The sequence below is a fragment of the Chitinophaga fulva genome, from assembly GCF_012927205.1.
Lineage (GTDB): Bacteria > Bacteroidota > Bacteroidia > Chitinophagales > Chitinophagaceae > Chitinophaga > Chitinophaga fulva.
Genome location: NZ_JABBGC010000002.1, coordinates 1,165,548 through 1,184,636 on the forward strand (window position 1 = coordinate 1,165,548; position 19,089 = coordinate 1,184,636).

General features: G+C 49.1%; 20 protein-coding genes. 11 read left to right on the forward strand and 9 right to left on the reverse strand.

The features are described 5' to 3' along the window. Positions 1 to 150: 150 nt before the first annotated feature. Genes HHL17_RS21350 through HHL17_RS21360 form a run of 3 tightly spaced genes read left to right on the forward strand, consistent with a single transcriptional unit; the run spans position 151 to position 1,335 of the window. A complete protein-coding gene (locus HHL17_RS21350) occupies positions 151 to 474 on the forward strand; it encodes an ArsR/SmtB family transcription factor (RefSeq protein WP_169226817.1) in 324 nt (107 codons plus the stop codon). 6 nt (positions 475 to 480) lie between these two features. Beyond that, positions 481 to 948: an SRPBCC domain-containing protein gene (locus tag HHL17_RS21355; protein WP_169226818.1), complete on the forward strand. Its 468-nt coding sequence runs from the start codon at positions 481 to 483 to the stop codon at positions 946 to 948. Positions 949 to 954: 6 nt separating this feature from the next. Further along, complete coding sequence (locus tag HHL17_RS21360; protein ID WP_169226819.1) at positions 955 to 1,335, forward strand: DoxX family protein; 381 nt, start codon at positions 955 to 957, stop codon at positions 1,333 to 1,335. A gap of 55 nt (positions 1,336 to 1,390) precedes the next feature. Here the strand turns inward: HHL17_RS21360 and HHL17_RS21365 are convergent, their stop codons facing one another. The 5 genes from HHL17_RS21365 to lpdA all read right to left on the reverse strand — a co-directional run bounded on the left by HHL17_RS21365 (position 1,391) and on the right by lpdA (position 6,698). Continuing rightward, positions 1,391 to 2,023: a class I SAM-dependent methyltransferase gene (locus tag HHL17_RS21365; protein WP_169226820.1), complete on the reverse strand. Its 633-nt coding sequence runs from the start codon at positions 2,021 to 2,023 to the stop codon at positions 1,391 to 1,393. 119 nt (positions 2,024 to 2,142) lie between these two features. Then, on the reverse strand, positions 2,143 to 3,198 hold the full coding sequence (locus HHL17_RS21370) for a linear amide C-N hydrolase (RefSeq protein WP_169226821.1): 1,056 nt from the start codon (positions 3,196 to 3,198) through the stop codon (positions 2,143 to 2,145). Positions 3,199 to 3,259: 61 nt separating this feature from the next. Beyond that, positions 3,260 to 4,348: a DNA alkylation repair protein gene (locus HHL17_RS21375; protein WP_169226822.1), complete on the reverse strand. Its 1,089-nt coding sequence runs from the start codon at positions 4,346 to 4,348 to the stop codon at positions 3,260 to 3,262. Between the two features lies 1 nt (position 4,349). Next, entirely contained in the window at positions 4,350 to 5,189 is an 840-nt protein-coding gene (locus tag HHL17_RS21380; RefSeq protein ID WP_169226823.1) for a hypothetical protein, read from the reverse strand. A 102-nt stretch (positions 5,190 to 5,291) separates the two neighbouring features. Beyond that, entirely contained in the window at positions 5,292 to 6,698 is a 1,407-nt protein-coding gene (lpdA, locus tag HHL17_RS21385) for a dihydrolipoyl dehydrogenase (RefSeq protein ID WP_169226824.1), read from the reverse strand. 422 nt (positions 6,699 to 7,120) lie between these two features. On the opposite strand from lpdA, the gene HHL17_RS21390 reads away from it, so the two are divergent. Continuing rightward, complete coding sequence (locus tag HHL17_RS21390) at positions 7,121 to 9,796, forward strand: DUF5054 domain-containing protein (RefSeq protein ID WP_169226825.1); 2,676 nt, start codon at positions 7,121 to 7,123, stop codon at positions 9,794 to 9,796. A gap of 82 nt (positions 9,797 to 9,878) precedes the next feature. On the opposite strand, the gene HHL17_RS21395 is transcribed toward HHL17_RS21390, so the two are convergent. Together HHL17_RS21395 and HHL17_RS21400 are read right to left on the reverse strand one after the other, a co-directional pair. Further along, positions 9,879 to 10,232, reverse strand: a complete 354-nt coding sequence (locus HHL17_RS21395) for a hypothetical protein (RefSeq protein ID WP_169226826.1) — start codon at positions 10,230 to 10,232, stop codon at positions 9,879 to 9,881. A gap of 38 nt (positions 10,233 to 10,270) precedes the next feature. Further along, positions 10,271 to 11,401: an RtcB family protein gene (locus tag HHL17_RS21400; protein WP_169226827.1), complete on the reverse strand. Its 1,131-nt coding sequence runs from the start codon at positions 11,399 to 11,401 to the stop codon at positions 10,271 to 10,273. Positions 11,402 to 11,555: 154 nt separating this feature from the next. Here HHL17_RS21400 and HHL17_RS21405 point away from each other — a divergent pair, with 154 nt between their 5' ends. Together HHL17_RS21405 and HHL17_RS21410 are read left to right on the forward strand one after the other, a co-directional pair. Then, complete coding sequence (locus HHL17_RS21405) at positions 11,556 to 12,131, forward strand: Crp/Fnr family transcriptional regulator (RefSeq protein WP_169226828.1); 576 nt, start codon at positions 11,556 to 11,558, stop codon at positions 12,129 to 12,131. A 65-nt stretch (positions 12,132 to 12,196) separates the two neighbouring features. Then, positions 12,197 to 12,541: a darcynin family protein gene (locus HHL17_RS21410; protein WP_169226829.1), complete on the forward strand. Its 345-nt coding sequence runs from the start codon at positions 12,197 to 12,199 to the stop codon at positions 12,539 to 12,541. On the opposite strand, the gene HHL17_RS21415 is transcribed toward HHL17_RS21410, so the two are convergent. Both HHL17_RS21415 and HHL17_RS21420 read right to left on the reverse strand, forming a co-directional pair. Then, a complete protein-coding gene (locus tag HHL17_RS21415; protein WP_169226830.1) occupies positions 12,542 to 13,324 on the reverse strand; it encodes a peptidase associated/transthyretin-like domain-containing protein in 783 nt (260 codons plus the stop codon). It lies immediately after the preceding gene. 103 nt (positions 13,325 to 13,427) lie between these two features. Then, on the reverse strand, positions 13,428 to 14,018 hold the full coding sequence (locus HHL17_RS21420) for a hypothetical protein (protein WP_169226831.1): 591 nt from the start codon (positions 14,016 to 14,018) through the stop codon (positions 13,428 to 13,430). Between the two features lie 125 nt (positions 14,019 to 14,143). Here HHL17_RS21420 and HHL17_RS21425 point away from each other — a divergent pair, with 125 nt between their 5' ends. The 5 genes from HHL17_RS21425 to HHL17_RS21445 all read left to right on the forward strand — a co-directional run bounded on the left by HHL17_RS21425 (position 14,144) and on the right by HHL17_RS21445 (position 19,073). After that, positions 14,144 to 16,144, forward strand: a complete 2,001-nt coding sequence (locus HHL17_RS21425; protein WP_169226832.1) for a tetratricopeptide repeat-containing sensor histidine kinase — start codon at positions 14,144 to 14,146, stop codon at positions 16,142 to 16,144. Positions 16,145 to 16,209: 65 nt separating this feature from the next. Then, entirely contained in the window at positions 16,210 to 16,614 is a 405-nt protein-coding gene (locus tag HHL17_RS21430; RefSeq protein WP_169226833.1) for an ester cyclase, read from the forward strand. 5 nt (positions 16,615 to 16,619) lie between these two features. Next, positions 16,620 to 16,964: a YciI family protein gene (locus tag HHL17_RS21435; RefSeq protein ID WP_169226834.1), complete on the forward strand. Its 345-nt coding sequence runs from the start codon at positions 16,620 to 16,622 to the stop codon at positions 16,962 to 16,964. Continuing rightward, positions 16,961 to 18,232: an RNA polymerase sigma factor gene (locus HHL17_RS21440; protein WP_169226835.1), complete on the forward strand. Its 1,272-nt coding sequence runs from the start codon at positions 16,961 to 16,963 to the stop codon at positions 18,230 to 18,232. The genes HHL17_RS21435 and HHL17_RS21440 overlap by 4 nt, the downstream gene beginning before the upstream one ends. Positions 18,233 to 18,278: 46 nt before the next feature. Further along, positions 18,279 to 19,073, forward strand: coding sequence for a hypothetical protein (locus HHL17_RS21445; protein WP_169226836.1), 795 nt, complete (start codon positions 18,279 to 18,281; stop codon positions 19,071 to 19,073). Positions 19,074 to 19,089: the final 16 nt, after the last annotated feature.

The window sequence follows — 19,089 nt, forward strand, 5'->3', positions numbered from 1 at the left end:
TCCGGCTTTTCACCATTGTTTATAGAAGCCTACTTTTATTATGTTGATAATCAACATAATAAAAGTAGGCTTCCTTCTTTTCTAAAAAAATCGAAAAAAATTTGCGTAGCCAAATAACTACACATATATTTGTAGTCAAATAGCTACACAATGAATCTAAGAAGAGATGTATTTCAAGCCATAGCAGACCCCACAAGGAGGGCTATACTTGTATTGGTAGCCACGCATGCTATGACGGCCGGCGCGATCGCAGCAAACTTCGACACCGCCAGGCCAACAGTTTCCAAGCACCTGGCCATACTCACGGAATGTGAGCTCCTGAAACAGGAACAAAACGGCAGGGAAATTTATTACCATTTAAACCCTCAGAAAATGAAAGAGATAGCAGACTTCATTGAACCATTTCGTAAAACGTGGGATGACAGATTTAACAAACTGGAAGCCGTCATGAAAAAATATCAAACCAAAAAATAACGACAGATGGAACTGAAAACAAAAGTCCATGCCGAAGAAGGCAAACTGGAACTGATTGTCACACGCGAATTTGACCTACCGCTGGAACTGCTTTTCAGAGCATACACAGAGCCTGAAATCGTGGAGGAATGGATGGGCACCAAAGTACTGACACTGGAGAACAAAAAACATGGTAGCTGGCAATTTGAAACTACCGACCCTACAGGCAACAAACACCTTTTCAGTGGTACTATCCATGACTTTGTCCCCGAAGAAAAAATCATCCGGACGTTTGAAATGGAGAACACCGGATTCGGCGTGCAACTGGAATTCCTGGAATTTGAAAAACTCACCGACGACACCAGCAAACTCCGGATGCATATCCTCTACAAAACACTGGAAGAAAGAGCGCAATACCTGAAGATAGGCATGGCCCGCGGTATGGGCCTGGCACACAACCGCCTCGAGAAAATAGCAATCAAATTCAAAAAATAACACATCATGTCTAAAAGAAACAAAATCATCTATTGGATCGCCACCCTCTGGCTCTCCTTAGGTATGACCTCAACTGCCATTGTGCAACTGTTACAAATGAAAACTGAAACTGATTTTATGACCCGTCTGGGCTACCCCGTCTACATGCTGAAAATACTGGGCGTCTGGAAAATATTAGGGGTGATAGCCGTACTGGTACCAAGATTCCCCCTGGTGAAAGAATGGGCTTATGCTGGCTTTTTCTTCATGATGTCAGGCGCATTCTGCTCTCATCTCATCGCCGGCGACGCGATGAAAGACATCCTCCCATCCTTGCTGCTGCTGGTCCTCACAGTGATATCCTGGTACTTCCGTCCGGCAGACAGAAAGATCATGGCTACTGCCTGATTCCAACGTGAATGTTCCTTTTGAAAACCACAACTGATACATTACTTCCGTCACACTATAGGCCGGCAATCAGAATTAAATCCGTCACCGGGGTACCATCTCCGTTGGAAGAGGATTTACGCTGCTCATGGATCACGCTGAAACCGTGTTCACGCAAGACTTCCTGCAGCCACGCTCCCTGGTGAAAATACTGATAGTATTCATCACCGGTACTGGACTTCCGCCAGCCTGATTTCGTATAGTCATCCTCCATGGTACTGAGATACAACACGCCTCCAGGCTGCAGCATACTGACTGCGTCCCGGATCAGCTTGACCGTTGCCTCCTGGGAGAGGTAGGGTAACAGGAAACCGACCATAATGCCGTCATAACGATCAGGCAGCGTAGTCATATCGGCGCAGTCCAGCAGCTGAAAGATAGCGCCGGGATTGTTCTTACGGGCGAGGTCCAGCATGGCGGGCGACAGATCAGTGCCCAACAAACGGAAGTCTGGCCGTTGCTGTAACAGGTACCGTGTGATGTTTCCCGGACCGCAGGCCAGCTCCAGAATGGCCGCCTGTTCCCGGGTAATATTCCGGCAAAACACGTCCAGGGCATTTTGGTACTCTTGTGTGTCCATGAACTTTTCTTCATAGAGGCGGGCATTTTTGCCAAACAGCTCTACTACTGAGGCATTCTTGTCATCCATAGGAAATATCATTTGTTATAAAGATAAAAAAAAGCTACCAGCAAATGCTGGTAGCTTTTTTTGCGTATATCCATCCCTGATAACATTTTATTAAAAGACAGGGTAAAAAAAAGGGCCTGCTATTGCGGGCCCAGAAATTTAAAGGGGTTAGTCCTTTTAAAGGACCCGGCCACATTGCCGGCGTATACTTCTCCTTTGGTCAGCGACAATTTCTTGACGCCTCCTTTGGGCGAAAAATTCACATCGCTGAAATCCACCCAGAAGGTATTTGGCATCAGTGAAGACTCAAAATAATAGATCAGGTTCTTCTGGTCTGACACGGTTCTCCAGCGGGTGGAAGAAATGTTGGGTTGATCAGGAGTGCTAATACCATACGGTACGGAGCAATTGCGGATCACGCTGAACATGCTGGCGGCGGCCAACCGGTAATCCTTTGTTTTAGGAATAGCGGTAGTGTAAAAAGAAGCGCGCACAAAACGGTCAGCGGCCCTGTTGGTACCGGGTAACATGGTGGTACCGCCAATCTCTTTCCAATACTCGTTCAGCGCTAACTGTTTGTCATATACCGGCGAGTTGGTCATCACCTGGTAAGCGGGATCATGATGGATCACCAGCTTGCCTTCGACATATTCAAAGATGGCGTTGTCTCCACTGGGATCAGAAATAGAAAGGTGCAGGGTGGCCAGCCTGGACTGTCCCGGCACGTTGTCGGACACAATGGTAAAACGCTCTTGCTGTAGCTCATCCACAGCTTCTTTTACGGTAGCGAAATTATCGAGTACATATTGTACCCAGGCGGCAATGCTCAGTCCCGGTTTCTGACGGTCCCAATCAGGATACTTCGATTCGGCCAGCCATAGCAGATTGGCCACAAGCCCTTTTTCGTTCATCCCGTCAGTACTGCAGATATTGTAGGCTGCAGCTACCACGCTACCGTATTTGGATTTCCATTTAACGGTCTGCGCGCCGGTTTCGCCGTTGCGGGCCATGCCCCGCGGGAAAATCCACAGGTCGGTCTGCGTATCTTCTTTCCAGTCCATGGACCGGGCAGTGATATACAAGCCGTCAAGGCCTTTATAAACGACACGGGTACACGCACGTCCGGGGTAAATAATCGTAATGGCTACGAGTGATGCAATAATCGTGAGGGCGAGGGTTTTGAAAGTTAACTTCATAGTGGTTCAAATGTTGGGTTACAAACCACTAATAAACGATTTTTTCGCCACATTGTTCACTTCACGACGTTATCTTTAACTGAAAAGCCTGCTCACCATATATTTTCCCATTCACCTGGATACTGATCAGATGCTTGCCCTTATAGTGTTTGCGGGTGGTCATATCCTTAAAGACCTGTTTTTTGGAGAACGACAATTCTTCTCCCGGCTGTAACACCACCTCCTTTAGTTTAAATACTTTCTGTGATAGCTCCCCGGAAGATTTCGGATAGTGGACCACGTAGTCGATCACCAGTTTTTGGGGAGACGACTTTTCGCTTTTCAGCTGGAAAGTGAATGTCAGCGCGTCGCCGAGGCGGATGGAAGCTGCGCTCAGTTTGAACTGGACCAGCTTTACTTTCACCTGCTTTTCAAAATTAAACACACTCAGGGAATCCTTGTCTCCCTTTTTGATCAGCGTACGACTGGCATGTTTAACAATCCAGCCGGTATGCGGATGCTGCGTGTCCCACCCTTTCACCAGCTGTAACATGTATGCGCTGTTGTCTTTGGAAATATCGTTCAGGTGATTGGCCACGGATTTTCTTACATACAGGGTATCATCTGTTTTGAGCGACTCCAGGATATCCCGCGTCAACGAAGGATCTTTAATGACAGCGTCGAGCTTAAAGGACCAGGGCAGCCGGGGGCGGCTCCCTTCAGAGGCCAGTCTTCTCACATGATGATCATTATGCACCGCCCACTGTTTCATCACGGTGAGTGTGCGCGTAAAATCCGTCTTCAGGAACTCCCTGATGGCAAATTCAGCAGAACCCAGTGTGGTAAAGTATTGCAGCGCCTTCATGGAAAGATCAAAATGATCTTTGCCGTACAAGGCCACAAAATCAGGCAACACCAATGCGGTATAACCGGTCTTCAGCGAAGGGGCGGCCTTCATTAATACTTCCACTGCTTTTTTATAATCGTTAGACAGATGTTTTCCCAGCATCAAAGCCGTATGGCGCAAACGGCCATTCAGCTCGCGGGTTTCCAGCGCTTCGGTCACGTCTTTATAAAAACCGTTGCGGTCAAATTTTTTATCAGCGCCCGCAAAAACATCGGCAAAGTGCCGGTAGAAATCGCGGTTGAACATCTCTTTTAGTGGTTCCATACTATTCAATATTACAAACTACATTGACCGGCCAACTTTGGTTCATATCAGACGTTCCCGCCTTCATGCCGGATACCATATCATAAAAACGTTTGCGGAGTGATTCCAATCCGCTCACCGTACCACGGATAGCCGTGCCATTCAATCCTTCTATAACGGCCAGCGTACCGACTTTGGTCAGTTGCTGCCGGCAGACGGTCGCATCACGGTGCGTCAGGCCAAATTTACTCAGTCCGAAGAAACATTTCTCGTCACCACCAAGGTACTGCCATATCCGTTCAATGCCCGGCTGCATCTTTTTGGTGGTAGCCTTATCATAAAAAGACAAGATAGTGCGGCCCAGTAGCTCACAGTGATGAAGGTCTTGTTCAGTAGGCATCGCTTCGGCATAGTAAGTGAAGGGGACCAGCATATACTCGCAAACACCGCGTTGCTGGTGTATCTCCGCGCAAAGGGCCGCCATATAATGACCGTTGTTCAGTTGAAAAGCCAGCACGTCGTTGGGTTGAAAATAAAAACGGGTGACCTTGCGGTATTTTTTTTTGGCCCTGATTTTTTGGTTAGGTTGACTGATTTTTTTCCAGTAGCGATCCAGTTCTTTTTGCCTGGCTTTCCCACCAGGTCCATCAGCGTCCCATGCTTTGATGAAAGCTCCCTTATCTATAACAGACCTGATGAATGCCAGCTTATCTGCATTCATCAGGCCTATTTCCCACAGGGCAAGCCCGCAAGCAGTTACATATAGTTCCTGGTCCAGTACGTCGGACTGATATTCTTCGTCATCCAGCGGAAAAGTTGCTTCAATAGTTGGCAGGTCAGTCCCACTGTCATATAAGTCCATGATGCCTGAATAGACATCATGTGCCGTATCACTGTCAATAATCTTTATGCCATCAATTGCCATTACAGTACAGGTATTTTTTGCAACGGCAAGTTAAGCAAATTAGATATTGATTGCACCCTGACCGGTAGCAATGAGGTAAGCATCTTTAAGTGCTTCCGCGTAGGTAGGGTGCGCATAACAGGAACGGATCATCTCTTCAGCGGTCATCTCCTGCTCTATCGCCAGTACAGACTGTGCGATCACGTCTGCCGCGCGCGGCCCGATGATGTGTACACCAAGTATCTCTCCGTACTTCGGCGACACCAGTACTTTCACAAATCCGTCTGTGTCCATGGACGCACGGGCGCGGGCGCTGGCCATGTAAGGGAATTTGCCTGCTTTGTATTCCACGTTCTGCGCTTTCAGTTGTTCTTCCGTAGCGCCCACGGCAGCTACTTCCGGCCACGTATACACGACGCCGGGCACCAGGGCATAATTGATATGCGGATGCATGCCATGTATCGTTTCCGCCGCAAACACACCTTCCTCTTCTGCTTTGTGGGCCAGCATCGGGCCATCGATCACATCGCCGATAGCGTAGATATTGGGCACGTTGGTTTGCAGTTTCTCATTGACTTTTATCTTACCGTTTTTCTCTGTCTGAATACCGACAGCAGGTAAGTTAAGCCCATCGGTGTAGGCTCTTCTGCCTACCGCCACGAGGCAGTAGTCAGCCGTAATCTCTTGTTGCGCGCCCTTTTCATCGAGGAATTTCACGGTGGCAGTGGCGCCGTTGTTGGCCGCCGACTGCACCTTGCTGCCCAGCAGCAGGTTGATTTTCAGCTGGCGGAGCGACTTTTGCAGCGCTTTGCCCAGCTCCTGGTCCATGGTAGGTATCAGGTTGTTGGTATATTCTATGATGGTAACGCTGGTGCCTATACGTGCGTATACAGATGCCAGTTCCACTCCTATCACACCACCGCCTATGATGACCATGGAAGCAGGTTTTTCCGGCAGGGAAAGACTTTCCGTAGAAGTGATGATTCTCTTTTTATCGATAGCCACACCTGGTATAGTAGAGGGTTTGGAGCCGGTAGCGATGATAAAGTAACGGCTGGTAACCGTTGTTGCCGTATTATCTGCGGCAGTTACTTTCAGATGGGTAGCATCGGTGAAACTGCCTACGCCGTGATATACCTGTATCTTGTTTTTCTTCATCAGGTATACCAGTCCGGACGTGTTCTGTGACACGACCTCCCCTTTGCGGCGGATAAACTGCCCAAAGTCCAGACTGATGCCACCGGTGTTAATGCCATGTGCTTTAAACTGTACTTCCGCCTGATGGTAATGCTCCGAGCTGTCCAGCAAAGACTTGGCGGGGATACAGCCTACGTTGGTACAGGTGCCGCCAAGGGTGCTATATTTCTCCACGATCGCTACCCGGTACCCCAACTGGGAAGCGCGGATAGCCGCTACATAGCCGCCTGGGCCGGAACCGATTACAACAACATCATATTGATTTTCCATATACTTAATATTGATCTGGACAACAATATTACGAATTTATATACCAATCGGTATTTTTTATTTTATACGGTCGGCATTTCATTGTTTTTCACGATAATGGTCATTCAAATATGTATATATGTACATACATATTTGAATAATTTTAATAACCCGGGATAGTTTTACCCGGCTTTCCATTTCGCGCCATAAACCAATGCTATTAAGGATTACAAATACCTAAAACATCCCAACCCGGTTACTCCGCCAGAAAAAATCTTGCAAATATGTTTATATGTATATACATTTAAACGATGAACTTTCTGACTGGCCACGTTATAAACTAAAGATCCGGATATAAACAGCTGAACAATGGACCAACGTGTTGCAAAATCGGCGTACCCTTCCTATCAGAAACAGATCATCATGTACCAAAATTATGTATCGTGAAAAACACAAAATTCCTATTGCTATGGATGATCGTATCAATAGCTACAGTCAACGCGCAACAGCGGAAAACAAATCCCGTCAACCCCAAAGTAACAGATGTATGGGTGGTGTTTAAGACCCACTTCGATCTGGGTTTTACTGATCTGCCGGAAAATGTGTTCAAACGGTACCGGGAGGAAATGATGACCAACGCATTGGCCGTTATGGAAAAAAACGCGCTGCTGCCAAAAGAAAAACGTTTTGCCTGGACGGTTTCGGGGTGGCCCCTGCAGGCACAAATACTCGGGCCTCTGCAAACTCCGGAACGGAGAACTAGAATAGAGCAGGCGATAAAAACCGGTGCCTTAGCAGTACATGGACTTCCCTTTACCACCCACACAGAGTCGCTGGACTATGAGGATTTGGTGCGGGGCCTCGGCTATTCGTCGGCGGTCACGCGGAAATACGGGCTACCCATGACCATCAGCGCAAAGATGACGGACGTTCCGGCGCATTCCTGGGTAATGCCCACATTACTGCATCATGCTGGGATCAAATTCCTTCAGTTGGGCTGTAACCCTGCCAGTCAATACCCCCGGTTTCCGGAGCTGTTCTGGTGGGAAGGCCCCGATGGCTCAAAGGTGCTCTGTAACTACACAGCCCTTTATGGATCCGACATCAGGCCCACCGAAAACTGGCCCTGTAAAAATTACCTGGCCATGCAAATGACAGGTGATAATCACGGCCCGCCTTCTTCGCAGGAAATTGACAAACTCCTCGCCTATGCGGCAAAGGAAATGCCCGGTGTCAGGATACATTTTGGCACGCTGGACGATTTCGCCAAAGCTGTTCTCGCTGAACATCCGGACCTGCCAACAGTCAAGGGCGACTGTCCGGATACCTGGATACACGGCATACAATCCAATCCACAGGAAACCAAAATTGCCAGAAATATCCGTCCGCTAGAATCTGCACTGGATGCGCTGCATACACAAATGACATGTTGGGGAATACCTACTGCATCGGTTTCAGACAAACTGGCAAAGGCATACGAACAAAGCCTCCTGTACGGCGAACATACCTGGGGCATGAACGCGGAATACGGCCCCCGCTATAGCTATGGCGACGACTGGAAAAAATGGATGAGCGAAGCAGCAGCAGAACCCATGCCTGCAAACGGCAACTATGCACTGCTGAAAAACAGCGACGCACACAAAACGGCTACGGGCAGCAAAAGAAAATGGCTGCACTCCTACGATGAAAAACGTCAGTATATTCTGAATACAAATGATATCGTCAGCAACGAACTCCATCAACATCTTCATCTGCTCGCCTCGGCTGTAAATAAAAACGGCCCACGCGTGGTGATATATAATCCACTGCCGTGGAAAAGGTCTGGCATGATTGAAAACCCCTGGAAGAAGGGAAGTTACTGTTTTATAAAAGACATCCCGCCATCCGGCTATGTATCCCTCTCTCCCAACGAATTAGAGAACCAAAGCCCCACCCATGATGAACAAAAGGTGTTCAGCACCCCCTACTTCCACGTAACTTTCGACCTGGCAAGAGGCGGCATCTCATCATTGATCGAAAAATCAACCGGCCGTCAACTGGCAGACACCACCGCTGCCTATGTGATAGGTCAGTTTTTACATGAACGGTTCAGCACCCATGAGGTGGACAAATGGTTTAACGCCTACAGCCGCATAAAAGATGGCTGGGGATTAAACGATCTTGGCAAACCCGGAATGATCGATGCCGAAAAAGCGCCTTATCAGGCCTTCACACCCAGGGAATGGAAAATTGATGTTGCCCATACCAACGTCGCAGATATTGCCACGCTGACAGCAACAGACCCGGAAGGCCATGCCCAACATTACACGCTGACATTTACCTTCCCCCGCCAGGCAGCCTATGTGGATGTAACATGGTCCGTTACCGGCAAAACACCGGACAAACAGCCTGAAGGTGGATGGCTCTGTTTCCCGTTCAACGTGAAGCAGCCTGCCTTTACGATTGGCCGCCTGGGAGGCCCTGTCAACCCGGAAAAAGATATCGTACCGGGTACCAACCGTTACCTGATGGCCATCAACTCCGGCGTAGCGGTCACCCAGCCCGATAAATCCGGAATGGCATTGTCCTCTGCGGATGCACCATTGATCAGCCCGGGCCAACCCGGCCTGTGGCAATATTCCATGGACTACGTTCCAAAAGTACCTACCGTTTTTGTCAATCTCTATAACAACATGTGGAACACTAATTTCCCGTTGTGGCAGGAAGGCTCCTGGACTGAAAGCGTACGTATATGGCCGTTGGACAAAGGCTCCTCTACAGTGGCCAACCTGGTCCAACATTCATGGGAAACCCGTCTCCCATTATTAACAGGAACAGCAGAAGGCTCCCCGGGAAAATTGCCGTCCACACAGCAGGGAATTGTCATTTCCAGGCCAGGCGTATTAATCACGGCGTTCGGTGAAAACCCGGATGGAGAAGGCACTATTTTGCGCTTATGGGAACAAACCGGCACGTCAGGAAAATGCACCGTGACATTTAACAACAACAAAAGGGTAAAAGCTGTGTTGCCGCTGGATTTACGCGGAAATAAAAAAGGAGCGCCTATTGCGGTAAAGAACGGATCATTCGTCTTTGAGCTGGATAAATATGCTCCCGCATCGTTCCTGCTTATTTATTAAAAACTAAGCCAGAATACATTGTACCAATCGGTATTTTTATTTAAAACAGATGTCTATTGGAAGCCGGGGGGTGATCACCCTTTCAGTCGTCCGAAAAATAACGCATGGCTGCATGAAATGACGCACCTAAATGCCCGCCCAAATCACGGCACTCGTCCGCGTATTGACGCATATAGGCGTAGAACCGGTGCATACTGTCATTATCCTCCCCACGCCGCAGGGCGTGCAATATATCAAATGTCCGGTGCGACATTTCGTTTAGCCATTTGAGTGCCATGGCTATCTGATGATCAGACAGGCTGTCGTCCGACCAGATGGCACGGCCGGCAATCGTAAATAGATAAAGCACTCTTTCCAGTATCATGATCTTCTCAGACAGCGGGCGCTGGTCCTGTGCTTCCACCAACTGCCGGAATTTTTCTGCGTTCGTCATCATATTAAAAACTACAACCCCGGGCTCTCGCCCGGGGACTATTAAATTTCGGTGTATTTAACCGTCACCACCGGTGTTGTCTGCGTTACTTTTTGCAGATAAGGCTGGAGCCTGAAAACATCAGACGCATCTTTGTAAGCAAAATCAAACTCCTGGATATACCCGGAGGGGAAATTGCCGGACCTGTCCAACAGTTCGCTGAACTGCTCCTTATAGGCCTTGCGCTGTTTTTCCTTGAGCACGGTCTTCCAGTATTTCATCGCTTCAAAGCGAGAGAGCCGTCTGCCTGCCCCATGAGAGCAGGAATAAAGCGCCTCGGCCGCGCCAGGCAGATAGCCGGCTTTAGCCAGCAGACTGCCTCTGGACATAGACAGCGGAATCACCACAGTTTTGCCCTGCTGCAGTTCTGTACTGCCTTTCCGGTGGATAATTTCTTCACCGGAGAAACGCAGGTGGTTGTGAATGGAATCTTCCAGTATATAAGGCGTTCCATGTAACACCCCTGCTTCGCTGTGGTCCCGATAGTTGAACTGCAGGTAGTTCCTGTCAATAGCTGCTTTGTTGCAGACCAGGTAATTGGCGTTCTGTAAAAAGATCAGTGTCTTGATACAGAAATTTTTCCGCCGCTCATAACCGAATTGCAGGATGTCCTGGTAATACCGGACAAAGTCCGGTTGTACAAAGTCTCGATGCACATAGTCCACGTCCCGGCCGTATTCCTGCGAGAAATCACGGGTCAGCTGTATACAATGCTGATACAGCGCAATACCTCTGTCCCGCGTGCCGGTATGGCAAATAATATAGACGGCCTCGTTATCCTCCTCAATAGAAAGGAAATGGTTGCCGCCACCCAGACCGTCATCGGTCATTTGGGTGTGCGCCTGCGCAAAAGCGCGGTAGTGGGCGTTTTTGTCGAATGGCCGCAGCCAGTATTGTTTATCGATTTTAAGATACATCACGCCGCAGCCAATATCTTTACCGGTGATCAACGGGTAAAAATAATCAGTGGTTTTAAAAGCCACGCCCACAGGCAGGGCTTTCTCGGCGCAATAATGGATATCTGTAAACGCGCAGATGCTGTCTAAAAACGGTTTCTGGGAATACTGCTGCAACTGTTCCATAGCGTTATCTTCAACACCAGGTGCATCACAATAGAATGCAATAGATCGCATGTTCTTTAATTTGGGTAAAAAAGATTAGTTCGTGGGGCTTGGGTAGGAACATCTGCCCCTTGCAGTGATGTCAGCAGCGGCCGCAAATATAGGAAATTTCTTTAAAACAATAAACGGAAACTTCATTCGTCTTCTTCATTATAGAAGACATACTATGCAAATGTTCCGTTCTTTCTTTGAGCAATACCATTCATTAAGGGAAACAACCTGGCAACAGGTAGTACCCCTGTTCTCTCCCGCTACGCTGGATAAAAACAGCTTCTTCATACGGGAAGGTGAAATCGCCAGGACCATGGCCTTTCTGGAAAGCGGCATTGTACGTGGTTTTTACAGGAAAGACAATGGCGAGGAATATAACAAAGTCCTGTTTTCCGCGCCGTCCTTCATCGGGGACTATGCCTCCCTCATCAGCGGCCGGCCTGCCCTGTTCTCCCAGCAGGCACTAACCGATGCCCGCATATGGGTGGCAGACTACAAACAGTTCACCCGGCTATACGATACCTGCCCCGACCTGGAACGTTTTTCCCGTAAATGGGCGGAGTCGGTCTTCGTCCAGAAAGAACAAAGGGAAATAGAACTGGCTTTGTTTGACGCTACCCACCGCTACCTCAATTTCCGCAAAGCCTTCCCGGAAGCGGAACAACAGATTCCTCAATATCATATCGCCTCCTGGCTGGGCATCTCCCCCACGCAGTTGAGCCGCATCCGCCGTAAATTATCGGCAAGCTGATTTCTTTACCTATGTCAACAGGTTTCAGGAAAGCCGGGAATAGTTTTGTGTTTCAATTTTACATCATGAATTACACAATTATTCTTACAGCGAAAGCCACTGCACAATGGCTCACAAAATCCCGGCCCGAACGCGATCACTTCGTGGAAACAGAAGTAAGGCCTATCCTTGACAAATTTTCCGATCAATGCAGCGTCCGGCTGTTTGACTGTGACTTTACCCATGCACAGGTTTCTGATTTTATGATCATCGAGACCACCAATCTTGAGCATTTCGGTTACCTGATAGGGTATCTCCGGGAATCCCATACGTTCGCCGCTCCTTACTTTGATGTGAAGGACATTATCATAGGCGTTCCCAATAATTTCAGGGGGTCGATGAATATCGATGATATCCGGAAGGCAGGTTAACTAGTGCCCCGGTACAATCTGTAATCCGGCAGGATCTTTTACAGCAGGATGTTCCAGCGCCCATACTTTGGCAAAGTACCGTCCGTTGTCGCGGATGTACAGGAAATACTCATAGTCGTTTCGGAAATAGCTAAACATCACATAGGTTGGGCGATACTGTTTCATAAACTCTTCCAGCGCTGGTGATTCAAGACCGGTGATCTTTTTCACCAGTGCTTTATTAAAACGATGATCGACATATTTTTCCTGTTCATCACGTACCAACAATTCCCTGAATGCCTCCATGCGTTTTATTTTTTTAGCATTGAAGATCATATCCAGGTTGATGCCCACACCTCCCGGGCCGCTGGTACCGCCAAGTAATGACGGCGCATAATCGAATACTTTCCGGTATTCGTCCCGGAATGCGGCGGAGTCTGCGGAATAATCCTTTAACCGGTTCGTGGAAACCACAACGGTAGGCAATGTGGTAATGTCCACATGCAGCTTCATATCAAACGGGCGGTTGGGATGAATCTCATTAACAGGGAACTTCATGGTAGCTTTTCCCTGGTAGGAAAAGCTGAGGGAATCTGCCAGCGTGAGGTGGATCGTGTAACGCCCCATTGAGTCAGTAACAGTACCGGCGCCGGAAGTGCTCATCACACTTACGCCCGGCATGCCGAAACGGCCGGAGCGGTCGTATATCGTTCCACTCACACGTAACTGCGCACTCGCTGTCACGTGCAGCAAGAACAACAACGGGAATAATATCAGCCATTTAACCGGGTAAAAAGTGCTCATTTCCGCCTCAATCTAAGACAGGATCAAAACATAAGCAAACATCAGGCAAATATTAACAAAACGTTGTATCTGACCGCAGGCTTGCCTGGCTTGTATCCGTGCCTTATTTTTTCGTTTTTCGATCAATTTTTTCCTGGAGGGAAGCAATCAGCGCAGTGCATTCTTCCAACCGCTGCGTATGAACGCTGCCATCTACAGCCAGGTCTTTTTTAGTGACATCTGCGCCATCGAGAAAGGCTTCCAGGAAAGAAAGATAACGGGGTTGCTGCCCAAATAATGCTTCATACATTTCCTCATTCAGCTTGTCTCCCTCCTTGCGTATATCATTACTCGCCAGATCGTTCACATCACGCATGTGATTCATGACAGCGCTCATTTTGGTCTTCAGGTCTTCCAGCCGGTCCGGGTCTTTTTTCCCCGGTGCGATATTATTGCGAAACAAACTATCAGATAGTTTTTTTCGGGTTTTCATATATACCTGCAAATCCTCCTTCAGCCCTTTCAGATGCAGGCTCAGGTCTTCTCCTTTCTCAGGCTTATAATATTTATCAACGTCATTATTTAAATGTTTGACCCAGGTCAACAGGCCGGTGGTCACGTCCTGTACGGAGGGTGTAGTTTGTGCCGCTGCATGCCCGGCCACTGCCAGTTGCAGTACCAGGGCCAGTCCTGCGCAAATTTTGCTGATCGTCATATTCTTTTCGGGTTGTTCATTTGTTTACAAGATAGTAAATCTGCCGGTTTATGGCTGCTTTAACCGCTCAACTGGCCAGACAAATCGCTTTTTGCCTATTTTTATACCCTGAATGAACCATTCCCATGCGAACCATCCTGATTCTTTGCTGTATCTTTTTCACCACCGTGCTGAAAGCACAAAGTCCGACCGATACAAAGTATCTCGACAGCCTTGAAAGCGTTTTTAAAAAAGCGCACACGGACAGTGAAAAGCTAAGGGCCGCGGTACAAATATCCAGCTATTGGGTGTATACCGATACCGTCAAAGCCATGGCGATACTGGACAAGGTAGCTCCAATGGCCCATGGCAAGCCCTATTACGAAGGCCTGCTCGCCTCCGTACGTGCCAACGCCAGCGTATTTGTGGATGATTTCGACAAAGGACAACAGCGGCTGATGGATGCGGAGCACATCTTTGAAAAACTGAATACCCCCGCCGCTTACGGGCAGCGGGCACGTCTCTGGTACAACTATGCCTTTATAGAACAACGCAGGGGACACGATAAAGAATTTCTTCGCATCATACTGGAACGCTGCATCCCCTATGGCGAAAAATCGCAGGAAAACGGGTTGTTGTCCCAATATTATTCCGCCGTAGGCGTAGCTTTCATGAACGAACGCGAATACGACAAAGCGATCCAGTATCAGCAGAAAGCGATCAACCAGTACAAAGAAGAAGGATTGAAAGATGACTTTATCATCTGGAACTATCTCCGGATGGCCAGCTGCTATATCTATAAAAAAGATCTGCCGAAGGCAAAACAAAGTCTCGATACAGTATCCGCTATGCCCGAGTCTAAAGAGGAAAGGTCCTATACCTCCCTCTACTACACGACGTACGCACAGTACTACGGCGGGATGAAACAATATGAGGCAGCCCTGCCGGCCATAGACGCCGGTATGAAAGCAGCACAGCATCTTAACCAGGGCCATCGCTACAGCGCCCTCCTCTATCAAAAATACTCCCTCCTGAAAGATATGAAACGCTACAGGGAAGCCAAAGCCATACTGGTAACCCTGTCTGATGACAAGACATTTACCGGGCACGAGAAAAACCAGCTTACGCTAAAAAAGGAAATGGCCGAAACCATGGCCAACCTGGGAGATTATAAAGGCGCCTACGATATGATGGTAGCCCATAATGAACAGAACGACAGTGTTAACAATCAGGCGGTACGCGGACAGGTGGAGGAACTGGAAATCCGGTACCGCAATGCAGAACATGAAAAGAAAATAGCCGTACTGGAATCAGAAAAAAAGGAAGCTGCCGCCAAAGCCAGGAGCCAACGGTTGTTCAACTGGTTACTGGGCGCCGTTGCCTTCACCCTGCTGATACTCGCTGAGTTCTCCTGGCTGTTTTACCGCAACCAGAAAAAATTGTCCGCACAGGAAGAAGTCAACCACCGCCAGCAGGTGAAGGAAATGCAGCAGCAACAACAGCTGGTGGCCACGGAAGCCATGCTGGAAGGTGCTGAGCGCGAACGCCGCCGCGTGGCCCGCGAACTGCATGACGGCCTGGGGGGCCTGTTATCAGGCATCAGGATAAAGTTGAGCGGCGTATCCTCCGCCACCGATGAAGTAGAAAAAATCATCCCGCAGGTAGACAATGCAGTCGCTGAAGTGCGCCGTATTGCCCATAATATGATGCCGGAAACACTCGCCCGCTTCGGCGTGGAAACAGCCCTGCAGGAACTGTGCGACTCCCTGCAGACTTCACACACGGTCATTCATTTTGAAGCCTTCGATATGCAGAAAGATATGCCCGTTTCCGCCCAACTGGCCATCTACCGTATTGTACAGGAAGCGCTCTCCAACGCGCTGCGTTATGCCGAAGCCAAAAACATTATGGTGCAGTGCAGCCAGAACGGCCACACCTGCTTTATCACCGTGGAAGATGATGGCAAAGGCTTCAACCCTGAAAGGCCACAGCGTATTGGTATCGGGCTCTCCAGCATGGAGAACCGTGCCCGCTACCTCAACGGCAAAATGGAACTGGACAGCCAGCCGGGAGCCGGCACCACCATTCATGTGGAACTGGACCTGGAGGCAAAAATCAAGGAAATCAACGTTTTACAACAAGCTTAAAAAAAATTTCTGATGATGTCCAAATCGGGGTAACCTGTTACGTCATAGTTACAAAATCATGTATTATGACAAACAAAGACATCGTAAAAAAGTATTTTGAAAGCATCAACAACAATAACTTTGATGCCATCCGCAAACACCTGGCAGATGATCACCTCTTTTACAACCCGGCTACGGAACAACCGCTGAACACCGCCGGCCACCTCGCCATGATGGAGCGCCGGTCTGTCGCTTTCGACGGACATTATTTCCTGGAACTGGTGCTGGAAGAAAGCAACTATGTAACGATCAAAGGCCGCTGGGAAGGCGTCCATAAAGGAGAATTCGCAGGGATTCCCCCCACCGGCAACAAAGTGGTGTTCCGATGGATAGACCTGCTGGAGGTAAAAGACGGAAAAATCGCTGCCGAACATATTGAGTTCAACCCAGGCAGCATTGTGGCGCAGTTGAAAACACCTGAAAAAGTATAATCATCATGCAGGAATTTTTAGTAATCATCCGGGGAGACGGCCGGCCAAACACAGACTCCGCGCAGGATATGCAGCAACATCTGCAGAACTGGCAACACTGGCTCCATGAGCTGATGGCTTCCGGAAACTATGTAGGTGGCCAAAACCTGGAATCTGAAGGCCTGACCGTACTCAACAGCACGACGGTTACAGACAGGCCATTGGCAGAAGGTAAGGAACTGATCGCCGGATATCTCGTGCTACGGGCCTCCAATGCCGCTGCCGCTGCAGAACTGGTCAAAGGTTGTCCCAGTCTTCCTTACGGCAGCACGTTTGAAATTCGCGCCATCAGACAGCTTCATCTGTCATGACAACATCGCCCAACATTCATCAGGCAGTCAACCATCTTTTCAGACAGGCGTCCGGAAAGATGGTGGCTGTGCTGGTAAAAATATTCGGCGCTGAAAACTACACCCTGGTGGAAGATGTGGTACAGGACGCGCTGCTCAGCGGTCTCGAGACCTGGAAACTCAATGGTATCCCCGACAACCCCGAGGCGTGGCTTTTCCGCGTGGCAAGAAACAAGGCGATTGATATCATCCGCAGGAAAAAACATCAGTACAACATTGATTTTTCCAGTCCGGAGCAGCTGTCTCCCTCCACCGAATATACGCTGGCTTCCACCTTCGATCAGTACTGGCAGGACCAGGCCATCCGGGACGACTTTCTGGGTATGATGTTCGCCTGCTGTCACCCTGATATCTCTCCGGAGAACCAGGTCACCTTTATCCTGAAATCACTTTGCGGTTTCAGTACCCGCGAAGTGGCCCGGGCTTTTCTGACCTCAGAAGACACTATTTCCAAGCGACTTTACCGTACCAAAGAATTTTTCCGCACGAATGATATCAGGCCGGTGATTCCGCCACCGGCACAGCTGTCCGGCAGATTGGACGCTGTGCTCAACAGCCTCTATCTGCTCTTCAATGAAGGGTACAGCGCCACTCAACATGAACAGCTTGTACGGGAAGACATCATCGCGCAGGCCATATACCTGTGCCAGTCACTGCTGGACCATGAGCATACAAGGCAGCCACGTACCAGCGCACTCATGGCATTGTTCTGTTTCCATGCAGCCCGCATCCACAGCAGGCTTCAGTCCGACGGCACCATTATCCCGTTGTCACAGCAGGACCGCCGGCAGTGGGACAAAGCACTGATCGCTTCGGGTAACGAATGGCTCAACAAAGCCGCCAGCGGCACCGCCCTATCCCCTTTTCACCTGGAGGCAGCCATCGCCTACGAACATTGTATCGCGCCCGGTTATGCAGCTACCAACTGGAAAATGATCCTCGCCTACTACGATGCGCTGTTGCAACTGACCAAAGACCCGGTGATACTGCTCAACCGCAGCGTTGCGTTGCTGGAATATGCAGGTGCACCGGCTGCCTTGCAGTCCCTGGAGGTAGTGCAAAGCCATCGCCAGCTGAACCGTTATTATCTTTACCATGCCGTGCTGGGTGAGATATACAAACGAATGAACGAGAAAGACAAAGCAGTGGCCTCTTTTGAGCAGGCCCGTCAGTTAACTACCGCACAGCAGGAACAGCAATTCCTGACCGCTAAAATTGCGGACACCTGACCACCATCAACTTTCTTCACGAGCGGGTAATTCCTTAATTTGCAATATGACGTTGACAGAAGCATTCATTACAGCGGCACGCCGCTATTGTAAGGAACATCATACACGATGGACCAGGCGTTATTCAAAGGAACGCACCGGCACCAACGATCCCGTTTATTCCTTAAGTGATCAGGATTACGATTTTCTCTCCCGCTATCATGTACTGGCGGCCATATTAGACGAGGTGGAAAAACTGGTAGGCAAAACATTCCCTTCGCTGGAAGCCTGCCGCGAAACACTGTTCCATATAGGCCTTACCGCCCGGTCATTGTTCACGGAAAGCGATCACCCAATCGCCATAGCGGCCAGGCAGGAAGAACGGGAGCATTTTGTGCAGTACCTGCAAAGCATGACGCCAAAGACTCTGGCGCAGGTGGCGCCGCTGCCCTATCGCAGGCGGCTAAACGAAGAAGAAAGCAGTATTGTCCGGCAGCAACTGCTGGAACGCTGGCACTACGATAGCAGCCACTGGGCGCCGCTGGCGGGCAACATTCCGTCTAATACGTTATTTGTTGCCCAGTCAGCGCTGACGCCGGCAGACCGCAGCGCTGTCACTGGCTACATCTGCCAACACGCCATGCCGCATCTGTTCGAAATTACAGCAGACCATACAGATGCCGAAATTACCTGCAGCGAACTGGATACAAACTGTTACGCAACTGTTTACTGTGATGAAAACTACAACTGGTTGATATACGGTTCCCATGAGTCAACACTCACTTTTGCAGGTGAACAGTTACTCCTGTTTGTCCGGCAACTGTTCACCGGACGGGAACGGGTATTAAACCAATGGCCGTAAATACATTTTGGAATTT

Bases quoted from the DNA above. Each gene is read 5' to 3' on its own strand.
- HHL17_RS21350 (WP_169226817.1), top strand. From the start codon at position 151: ATGAATCTAAGAAGAGATGTATTTCAAGCCATAGCAGACCCCACAAGG.
- HHL17_RS21355 (WP_169226818.1), top strand. From the start codon at position 481: ATGGAACTGAAAACAAAAGTCCATGCCGAAGAAGGCAAACTGGAACTG.
- HHL17_RS21360 (WP_169226819.1), top strand. From the start codon at position 955: ATGTCTAAAAGAAACAAAATCATCTATTGGATCGCCACCCTCTGGCTC.
- HHL17_RS21365 (WP_169226820.1), bottom strand. From the start codon at position 2,023: ATGGATGACAAGAATGCCTCAGTAGTAGAGCTGTTTGGCAAAAATGCC.
- HHL17_RS21370 (WP_169226821.1), bottom strand. From the start codon at position 3,198: ATGAAGTTAACTTTCAAAACCCTCGCCCTCACGATTATTGCATCACTC.
- HHL17_RS21375 (WP_169226822.1), bottom strand. From the start codon at position 4,348: ATGGAACCACTAAAAGAGATGTTCAACCGCGATTTCTACCGGCACTTT.
- HHL17_RS21380 (WP_169226823.1), bottom strand. From the start codon at position 5,189: ATGGACTTATATGACAGTGGGACTGACCTGCCAACTATTGAAGCAACT.
- lpdA (WP_169226824.1), bottom strand. From the start codon at position 6,698: ATGGAAAATCAATATGATGTTGTTGTAATCGGTTCCGGCCCAGGCGGC.
- HHL17_RS21395 (WP_169226826.1), bottom strand. From the start codon at position 10,232: ATGATGACGAACGCAGAAAAATTCCGGCAGTTGGTGGAAGCACAGGAC.
- HHL17_RS21400 (WP_169226827.1), bottom strand. From the start codon at position 11,401: ATGCGATCTATTGCATTCTATTGTGATGCACCTGGTGTTGAAGATAAC.
- HHL17_RS21405 (WP_169226828.1), top strand. From the start codon at position 11,556: ATGCAAATGTTCCGTTCTTTCTTTGAGCAATACCATTCATTAAGGGAA.
- HHL17_RS21410 (WP_169226829.1), top strand. From the start codon at position 12,197: ATGAATTACACAATTATTCTTACAGCGAAAGCCACTGCACAATGGCTC.
- HHL17_RS21415 (WP_169226830.1), bottom strand. From the start codon at position 13,324: ATGAGCACTTTTTACCCGGTTAAATGGCTGATATTATTCCCGTTGTTG.
- HHL17_RS21420 (WP_169226831.1), bottom strand. From the start codon at position 14,018: ATGACGATCAGCAAAATTTGCGCAGGACTGGCCCTGGTACTGCAACTG.
- HHL17_RS21425 (WP_169226832.1), top strand. From the start codon at position 14,144: ATGCGAACCATCCTGATTCTTTGCTGTATCTTTTTCACCACCGTGCTG.
- HHL17_RS21430 (WP_169226833.1), top strand. From the start codon at position 16,210: ATGACAAACAAAGACATCGTAAAAAAGTATTTTGAAAGCATCAACAAC.
- HHL17_RS21435 (WP_169226834.1), top strand. From the start codon at position 16,620: ATGCAGGAATTTTTAGTAATCATCCGGGGAGACGGCCGGCCAAACACA.
- HHL17_RS21440 (WP_169226835.1), top strand. From the start codon at position 16,961: ATGACAACATCGCCCAACATTCATCAGGCAGTCAACCATCTTTTCAGA.
- HHL17_RS21445 (WP_169226836.1), top strand. From the start codon at position 18,279: ATGACGTTGACAGAAGCATTCATTACAGCGGCACGCCGCTATTGTAAG.